Genomic DNA, 647 nt, shown 5'->3' on the forward strand with positions numbered 1-647 from the left:
GTAACAAGGTAACCGTAGGGGAACCTGCGGTTGGATCACCTCCTTACCTGAAGATACCTTCCCGCGTAGTGTCCACACAGATTGTCTGATAGAAGAAATGAGCAAAAAGTCACACCAGAGTCCCCATCGTCTAGAGGCCCAGGACACTGCCCTTTCACGGCTGTAACAGGGGTTCGAATCCCCTTGGGGACGCCATACCGGTAACGAAGTGAAAGTCGTTATCACCCAGTATCTCAAAACTGATTATGCCGTAAGGCGAGTCACGTTTGAGATATTTGCTCTTTAACAATCCGGAACAAGCTGAAAATTGAAACGACATGTCGTTTTCATTCTCCGTAATAATAATGAAATTAACGATATGTTCGAGTCTCTCAAATGCTTACAACAGACAATGTGTTCTTCGGGACGCTTGTGGGTTGTGAGGTTAAGCGACTAAGCGTACACGGTGGATGCCTAGGCAGTCAGAGGCGATGAAGGGCGTGCTAATCTGCGATAAGCGTCGGTAAGGTGATATGAACCGCAACAACCGACGATACCCGAATGGGGAAACCCAGTGTGTTTCGACACACTATCATGTCATGAATACATAGTGGCATGAGGCGAACCGGGGGAACTGAAACATCTAAGTACCCCGAGGAAAAGAAATC

1 tRNA gene and 1 rRNA gene are annotated in these 647 nt (G+C 47.6%); both read left to right on the plus strand.

Going from position 1 to position 647, the window contains the following annotated elements:
• The first annotated feature begins 119 nt into the window (after positions 1-119).
• Positions 120-195, plus strand: a tRNA-Glu gene (locus tag WH277_RS02300).
• Between the two features lie 227 nt (positions 196-422).
• Positions 423-647, plus strand: a 23S ribosomal RNA gene (locus WH277_RS02305); the annotation flags it as partial.

The sequence above is a fragment of the Erwinia sp. MYb416 genome (genome assembly GCF_037479575.1).
GTDB lineage: Bacteria > Pseudomonadota > Gammaproteobacteria > Enterobacterales > Enterobacteriaceae > Erwinia > Erwinia rhapontici.